At 55.0% G+C, this 527-nt stretch carries 1 protein-coding gene; it reads left to right on the forward strand.

The window, feature by feature from the left end:
* Positions 1-60: 60 nt before the first annotated feature.
* Positions 61-527 (forward strand): hypothetical protein (locus tag AC1RPN_RS08195; protein WP_481763715.1); only part of this gene is annotated, 467 nt, incomplete at its 3' end.

Raw genomic sequence — 527 nt, forward strand, 5'->3', positions numbered from 1 at the left:
GGCCCACTATTGGCGTCCATGGTTCTTGACCCAGAACTCTACAAAGAGATGGGTGCACTTATGGACAAATACCTGACATGGGATAACGTAGTCAAGGTGTTCACGGAGGCATGGAGCGTCGTGTCCAAGGCCGCGTCGGACACCATAGATTTGGCTCTGGATAAGTTGGGCATTAAGAAGCCTGATAACCGCGTCGGTAAGGACATGAGTCCGGCTGGTGGCAATAACCCTGACTTCGACTACACCAAAACGGGTGATCCGTACAAAAATGGCGGTCCTCCGGGAGCAGCGGCAGGTGTATCGATGCCAGTTCCTGTTGGCCCCAAGCGCGACCTTCCGATACCTACTGACGAAGAGTATGCACGGGGGACGTACACACAGAACCTGATGCGCGCTCTGGGCCTTAACGTTGGTGGATCAACCACATCTCAGCAGCTCACGGTCAACAATCGAAGCACGCTAATACCGCCACCAGCAGGAATGGCTGGCCTAGGCAGTACGTTCTCGGTTCCGGTCAACAGTGCGCT

This window comes from Dellaglioa sp. CoH-57-MRSF-20, assembly GCF_056781955.1.